Origin of the sequence: Ochrobactrum sp. MYb379 (assembly GCF_037479515.1) — a bacterium.
Lineage (GTDB): Bacteria > Pseudomonadota > Alphaproteobacteria > Rhizobiales > Rhizobiaceae > Brucella.
Genome location: NZ_JBBGYW010000005.1, coordinates 351161 through 358078, shown reverse-complemented (window position 1 = coordinate 358078; position 6918 = coordinate 351161). Strand labels below are relative to the sequence as shown.

Below are 6918 nucleotides of genomic sequence, written 5' to 3'. Positions count from 1 at the left end.
CCCCCCCCCCCCCCCCCCCCCCCCCCCCGGCGCTCTACCCGAAAATGGTGTTTTGTGAGAACCGGAGCGGAGCGTACATTAAGTACGTGAGCACCGGAAACGAAACAAAATGCCATTTGCAGACGGCCAGAGCCTGAATATCGCAGATTTTTAGTTGCGTGCCTTGTCGACGAGCTTGTTCGCTGCGATCCATGGCATCATGCCGCGGAGCTTTTCGCCAACTTCTTCGATCTGGTGGCTGTCGTTGTTGCGACGGATACCCTTGAAGCGCGCTGCGCCTGCACGGTATTCCTGCATCCAATCGGAAGTGAACTTGCCGGTCTGAATGTCCTTCAGAACGCGCTTCATTTCTTCTTTGGTTTCTGCAGTGATGATGCGTGGGCCAGTGACGTATTCGCCCCACTCAGCAGTGTTGGAGATCGAATAGTTCATGTTGGCAATGCCGCCTTCGTAGATCAGGTCTACGATGAGCTTCATTTCGTGCAAGCACTCGAAGTAAGCCATTTCTGGTGCGTAACCAGCTTCAACCAGAACTTCAAAACCTGTGCGGATAAGTTCAACAACGCCGCCGCAAAGAACAGCCTGCTCACCGAACAGATCGGTTTCGCACTCTTCCTTAAAGGTGGTTTCGATAACGCCCGAACGACCGCCGCCAACGCCCGAAGCGTAGGACAGAGCGAGATCATGTGCGTTGCCCGAAGCATCCTGATGGATAGCTATAAGGCAAGGAACGCCGCCGCCCTTCTGGTATTCGCCGCGAACCGTGTGGCCTGGGCCCTTTGGCGCGATCATGACAACGTCAACGGACTTCTTTGGCTCAATGAGGCCGAAGTGAACGTTGAGGCCGTGTGCGAAAGCAATCGCTGCGCCGTCACGGATGTTGTCCTGAATGTGATCCTTGTAGATGTCAGCCTGAAGTTCATCAGGGGTTGCCATCATGAGGAGATCTCCCCACTTGGCAGCGTCAGCAACATTCATGACTTCAAAGCCATCAGCTTCGGCCTTCTTGACCGTCGCCGAACCTTCACGAAGAGCGATGCGCACATTGGCTGCGCCGGAGTCCTTGAGGTTGAGCGCATGAGCGCGACCCTGGCTACCGTAGCCGACGATAACGACCTTCTTCGACTTGATCAGGTTAACGTCTGCATCACGATCGTAATAAACGCGCATTTCGATATTCCCTTCATTCAGATTATTCTGCGGCATCCTCGTATCCGCAGAAAACTAAGCTCCGTATAGAGCGAAAAACTGCTTTGTAGCGCGCCGGGCGTCCCGGATTACCACTTCGTCAGTCAATTCCAACCGGTCGCCGAGCAGCAACCGGATTTGCATATCCCGAACGACAAGTCCGAAAAATGCACGAAAAGCTTCATCAATATCGTCGAAAGCCAGAAGCTTTGCTTCCTGTCCCATTTCAAGGATCGGCTTAAGACGCTTGGCCATGGCAACCGGACCATTCGAGAGAACGATGTCACCCAATGCTGACTTACCAGAGGCAGAGTGACTGACGGCCAGACGGTTCAGCGCAACGGAAGTGCGCCCCGACAGAACCAGCAACCAGTCACGAGCAAAATGTTCAAGGCTTGAGAAAAGCGATTCCGCATCCAGCTTCTCGCGTGCCACAGGCACAACGCGAACCTTCGATGCCTGCCAGCGAACCATCGCGGTCAGCAAACCATCGCGATCACCAAACCATTTATAGAGGCTTTCTTTGGAGCAATTTGCAGCACGCGCAATGCTTGCCGTTGTCAAAGCGCGGTCCCCGCCTTCAACAAGAAGGCGCAACGCCTGCTCCAGAACTTCGTTCTGACGCGGCGAGAAAGACGGCTGCTTCTGAGCCTGCAATTCTTCGCTTTTATCAGTCACCGGTTGATCCCTCCAACTTGTACCGTACGGTACGGTTCCGTTTATTAGTCTGAGATATGGTCATCGTCAAGCAGGATTTTTTAAAGCGAATACAGATTTTAGAATTGTGATCCGAACACTGTGTCCGACACTAAAAAGAAGCCAGCAAATTCAAAATGAAAGGGCGCCTTCTGGAATCAATTCCTGAGAAGACGCCCTTAGAGATTTTATAACTGAAACCTCAGATATTCACCTGCGTTCCAATTTCCACAACGCGGCCCGTTGGAATTTGGAAATATTCCGTTGCATCCGATGCCGTCCTAGCGAGCAAGATAAACAGCTTATCCTGCCAAAGCGGCATACCCGAATGCGCCGATGCTTTCAGCCAGCGACGCGACAGGAAGAATGACGTCGTCATGATATCAAATTTCCAGCCAAGCCTACGGCAAAGCCCCAAAGCACGCGGGATGTTCGGCTGCTGCATATAGCCAAACGTCAGCGTCACTTGCATGAAACGCTCATTATATTGCGAAACACGCACACGATCTGCGCTCGAAACCCAAGGCTTTGACGCTGTTACCACCGTCAAGATCACATTGTTCTGATGCAAAACTTTGTAATGCTTGAGGCTATGCATAAGCGCAGTTGGTGCGCTCTTGGGATCACCTGTCAAAAACACGGCCGTGCCGGGAACAATCGTGGGCGGACGTTTGTTCATCTGCTCAACGATCAGATCAAGCGGCACTTCTGCCTTACGTGTTTTCTGGAACAGATGACGCGTACCGCGTACCCACGTCCACATGATAACCACGAGAATTGCAGCAAACAGGATCGACGCCCAACCGCCGTCATGCACCTTGATGATGTTGGCACTGAAAAACAGAAGATCAATAATCAAAAAGCCGACAATAATCGGCAGAGCGCGGCTGACACGCCAGTTCCAGATGCGCGTCATGACGAAATAAAGAAGCCCGGTCGTGACCAGCATATTGCCAGTCACGGCGATACCATAAGCCGAAGCCAGATTGTTCGACTTCTCGAAACCAAGCACCAGAATGATAACGGTTAGACCAAGCAGAAGATTGACGCGTGGAATATAGATCTGCCCATGCAGCTTTTCCGACGTGTGCTGAATTTCCAGACGCGGCAGGATATTGAGCTGCACGGCCTGACGTGCCACCGAAAACGCACCACTGATAACCGCCTGACTGGCAATCACAGTTGCAGCAGTCGCCAACAACACCATCGGCCAAAGCGCAAATTCAGGCATCATCTGGAAGAATGGCAGAGCAGCCGCTTCACCATGTGAAAGCACGAATGCTGCCTGCCCAAAATAATTGAGCAGCAGGCATGGAAACACGATCCAAAGCCATGCGCGAACAATCGGCTTACGGCCAAAATGACCAAGGTCAGCATAAAGCGCCTCAGCGCCCGTCATCGCAAGGAACACTGCGCCAACTGTGATGAAGGCCACACCGGGGCTAACCACCAGAAAACGCAGCGCATAATAAGGATTGAGTGCCGCCATAACGGTCGGGTCATCAAAGATGTGCCATAGCCCGGAAGCGCCGAGCGCCAGAAACCACACCGCCATAACGGGCCCGAATACAATCGCGACCTTGCCCGTTCCATATTTCTGGATTGAAAACAGAACAACAAGGATAACCACCGTAATCGGCACCACAAAGGGCGTCATGTGGGGTGCTACGATCTGCACGCCCTCAACGGCTGACAGTACAGAAATCGCGGGCGTGATCACCGCATCGCCAAAAAACAGCGCTGCACCACAGATACCGGCTGCCAAAATGACGTCAGGCCGCCCCTTCAAGGCAGCCCGCACCAAAGCCATCAGAGAGAGAATGCCGCCTTCGCCGTTATTGTCGGCTCGCAGCACGTAAATCACGTATTTGATAGTAACAACGAGCAAAAGCGCCCAAAAAATTAGCGAAACGACACCGAGAATATCACTTCGCGACAGAATGCCATCCGACGTTGCTGCGTGCAGCGCTTCGCGAAACGCGTAGATCGGACTGGTTCCAATATCGCCGTAAACAACGCCCAATGCCCCAAGCACGAGCATTTTCATGCTGTCTTGCGAATGATCGTTTTCTTCAGAAACTGTGCCGTTTTCAGGAATAACGCCAACAGGCAGCGTGTTTTGAGAACCGGCCTGTGCTTCATCTGCAACTGGCTGGTTCTTATCATTATTCTCGCTGCTCATATGCAGACACCTCACAAGGCCGTAATTTTTAAACCTGCAGGAAAAAAGAAAAAGAGGAAAATCTTCGTCAGCAAAAAACTCTGGCCAGACGTAAAAGTTCCTCGTTCAGTCCGCTAACAACTCGACAGTTCGACGAAAACAAAATTCAGATAACTTAAGCAATCGCCGGGGTACAAATCTTGGACTGCGGAAAACTTCATTTATGCTTCCCTTAATTGATCCTGCATGCCCCCAGCACATAAACATCAGGCGCGCGGTCTATAACTTGTTACGTCCGCGCACAAATGCAGATTTCGCACAGCTTGTTTAGTAGCCATGCATTTTATGCACCACCTATCCCGCCAGCGCAGCAATATAACGACTGACCGTAACCGGCATGCCATACATCAAAGCATCTGCCGTCAGGCCATGACCGATAGATACTTCGCTTAACTGCGGTACACGTTTGACCAGCGCAGGTAGATTTTCAACTGTCAAATCGTGGCCGGCATTGATTGCGAGCCCCAGCTTCGTGGCCGCATCAGCTGCCTTACCGATACGACCAAGCTCGCGCGTTGCAGCAGCAGGATCATCATAGGTCGCGCCATAAGGGCCAGTGTAAAGCTCAATACGATCAGCACCAATCGCTTTAGCCTTATCATAGCCAAGCGGATCAGGGTCAGCAAACAGTGACACACGCATACCATTTGCCTTGAGGAGCTGAACAATCGGAGCCAGAAAATCAGATTTGGTTTCAAAATCCCAACCGTGATCAGACGTTGCCTGCATTGGATCATCTGGAACAAGCGTCACCTGTTCCGGCTGATGCTTGTCAACCAGATCAAGAAATGCCTCTGTCGGAAAACCCTCAATATTGAACTCAGCCTGCGGATATTCATCATCAATGAGTGCGCGAATATCGCCCAGATCGGAAAAACGAATATGGCGCTGATCAGGACGTGGATGCACTGTCAAACCAGCGGCACCCGCTGCAAGCGCTGCTCGCCCAAGGCCTGTAACGCTTGGCCATGGTAGATCACGGCGATTGCGTAACATGGCTATAGCATTGAGATTGACAGACAATTTTGCAGGCATAGAGCATAGCTCCCACAGATAAGGATATGGCTTTATATCCCGCGATAGTAAAAAATGTCAGTGCTTTCCGGTCGCACCCCACAATGAATCGTCAAGAAATATATCACTCAAATATTATCTATCGGAACGCAACTTTTGCCCCCTCAAAAACGTTAAAGCCGACAAAACACATGACGTTTTTAAAGAACAATATTTCCCAATGGAGGTCCTTATGCGCAATGAAGACATTCCTGTCGTCCGTCGCATTCAAACCAATCGTGAAGATGTGTTTGCCTTTGCAATCGAAGGGCATCTTGATGATGCAGCACTCGAAAATCTTTATGGCCTGCTCGATGCAGCCTATGAAGGACATGAAGAGATCGATCTTCTCATTCGTCTGACTGGATACGAAGGCGTCGATTGGGGCTCTGCATTTTCCGAAAGCATGTTGTCGATGCGCGCCAAGTCGCTGCGTCACCTGCGTCGTTACGCGATTGTTGGTGGACCACTATGGATACAAGCCAGCGTCACACTGATGCAGCCATTTCTTTCTATCGAAATGAAGACATTCGAAACGGAAGATGAACCAAAAGCATGGGCATGGCTAAACGCCGAACCCGCTGACTAATAATTATTTGACGATTGTAAGCTGCTCTGCCGCGCGGGTTATGGCTGTATATAGCCAGCGCTCACGTGTGTCACGGAACGCGTAGCTCTCGTCGAACAAAACAACATTGTCCCACTGAGAACCCTGCGCTTTATGCACTGTCAGCGCATAACCATAATCGAAATCATCGAAGCGCTTCTTCGTCTGCCACGGAATTTCAGCGTCCGGGTCTTCAAACTGCGCCTTGAGCAACTTGATCTTGGCAACACCGCGATCTTCATCTTCTGGTGAAACAAGCAGATTAATGCCTGGCTTCACTGTTTCCTTGGATGAGGTCATGACTTTCCAAAGCGAGCCGTTCAACAACCCCTTGGCCGGATCATTGCGCAGGCACACAAGCTTATCGCCTGCCTGCGGATACTCAGCGCTAAAGCCTTTCAGCTCGCGGAGCCGTTGGTTATAGCGCTTGCGTGTGCGATTCGTCCCCACAAGCACCTGATCGGCGGAAAGAACCAAATCCTGATTAACCTCAGACTTGGAAATAATCTTTGCCCGACCTTCATCGCAATAACTCAACTCTCGGCCTTCGCGGACATCCAGCGCCATGCGAATAATCGGGTTGTCACGTGCCTGACGATGAATTTCAGTGAGCAGATAATCCGGCTCGTGTTCAGTAAAGAATCCACCACCCGAAATCGGTGGCAACTGCCCCGGATCACCCAGCACGAGAATAGGCGTGCCAAAAGTCATCAGATCTCGGCCAAGCTGCTCATCGACCATCGAACATTCGTCCACAACAATGAGCGCTGCTTTGGCTACCGGGCTTTGACGATTGAGCGAAAACGTCGGCGCAATCGATGTCTTGCCAGTTGTTTCGTCTTCAATGGCTTCTTCGCCGCGCGGACGATAAATCAGCGAATGCAGCGTGCGGGCATTGTTTGCGCCCTTGGAGCGCAGTACCTGCGCGGCCTTGCCGGTAAATGCCGCAAATTGCACTTCACCATCCACGTGCTCGGCAAAATAGCGCGCAAGTGTGGTTTTACCTGTTCCGGCATAACCAAAAAGCCTGAAGATTGGCGAACGCCCTTCCTTCAGCCATTTTCCAACGGCTTTTAAAGCCTGATCCTGTTCTGGTGAAAACTGCATCCCCTGTTCAGACAGGATTCGGCACTCAAAAACAAGATCAAACCGT

The 6918-nt window shown here is 51.5% G+C and carries 6 protein-coding genes; 1 reads left to right on the top strand and 5 read right to left on the bottom strand.

Features of this window, described 5'->3' with window-relative positions; all coding sequences use genetic code 11:
* Positions 1 to 150: 150 nt before the first annotated feature.
* The 4 genes from ilvC to WH356_RS14005 form a co-directional block, all read right to left on the bottom strand.
* On the bottom strand, positions 151 to 1170 hold the full coding sequence (ilvC, locus tag WH356_RS14020; protein WP_007875687.1) for a ketol-acid reductoisomerase: 1020 nt from the start codon (positions 1168 to 1170) through the stop codon (positions 151 to 153).
* A 54-nt stretch (positions 1171 to 1224) separates the two neighbouring features.
* Entirely contained in the window at positions 1225 to 1866 is a 642-nt protein-coding gene (locus WH356_RS14015) for a TetR/AcrR family transcriptional regulator (RefSeq protein WP_250038896.1), read from the bottom strand.
* A 220-nt stretch (positions 1867 to 2086) separates the two neighbouring features.
* The gene (locus WH356_RS14010; protein WP_339511794.1) at positions 2087 to 3931 is read right to left on the bottom strand and encodes a potassium transporter Kup; all 1845 of its coding nucleotides are present in this window, start codon (positions 3929 to 3931) and stop codon (positions 2087 to 2089) included.
* 468 nt (positions 3932 to 4399) lie between these two features.
* On the bottom strand, positions 4400 to 5140 hold the full coding sequence (locus WH356_RS14005) for a pyridoxine 5'-phosphate synthase (RefSeq protein ID WP_339511757.1): 741 nt from the start codon (positions 5138 to 5140) through the stop codon (positions 4400 to 4402).
* Positions 5141 to 5351: 211 nt separating this feature from the next.
* On the opposite strand from WH356_RS14005, the gene WH356_RS14000 reads away from it, so the two are divergent.
* Positions 5352 to 5747, top strand: coding sequence for a SpoIIAA family protein (locus WH356_RS14000; RefSeq protein WP_339511756.1), 396 nt, complete (start codon positions 5352 to 5354; stop codon positions 5745 to 5747).
* Between the two features lie 3 nt (positions 5748 to 5750).
* Here WH356_RS14000 and WH356_RS13995 read toward each other — a convergent pair whose 3' ends face one another.
* The gene (locus WH356_RS13995) at positions 5751 to 6872 is read right to left on the bottom strand and encodes an ATP-dependent DNA helicase (protein ID WP_339511755.1); all 1122 of its coding nucleotides are present in this window, start codon (positions 6870 to 6872) and stop codon (positions 5751 to 5753) included.
* Positions 6873 to 6918 lie beyond the last annotated feature (46 nt).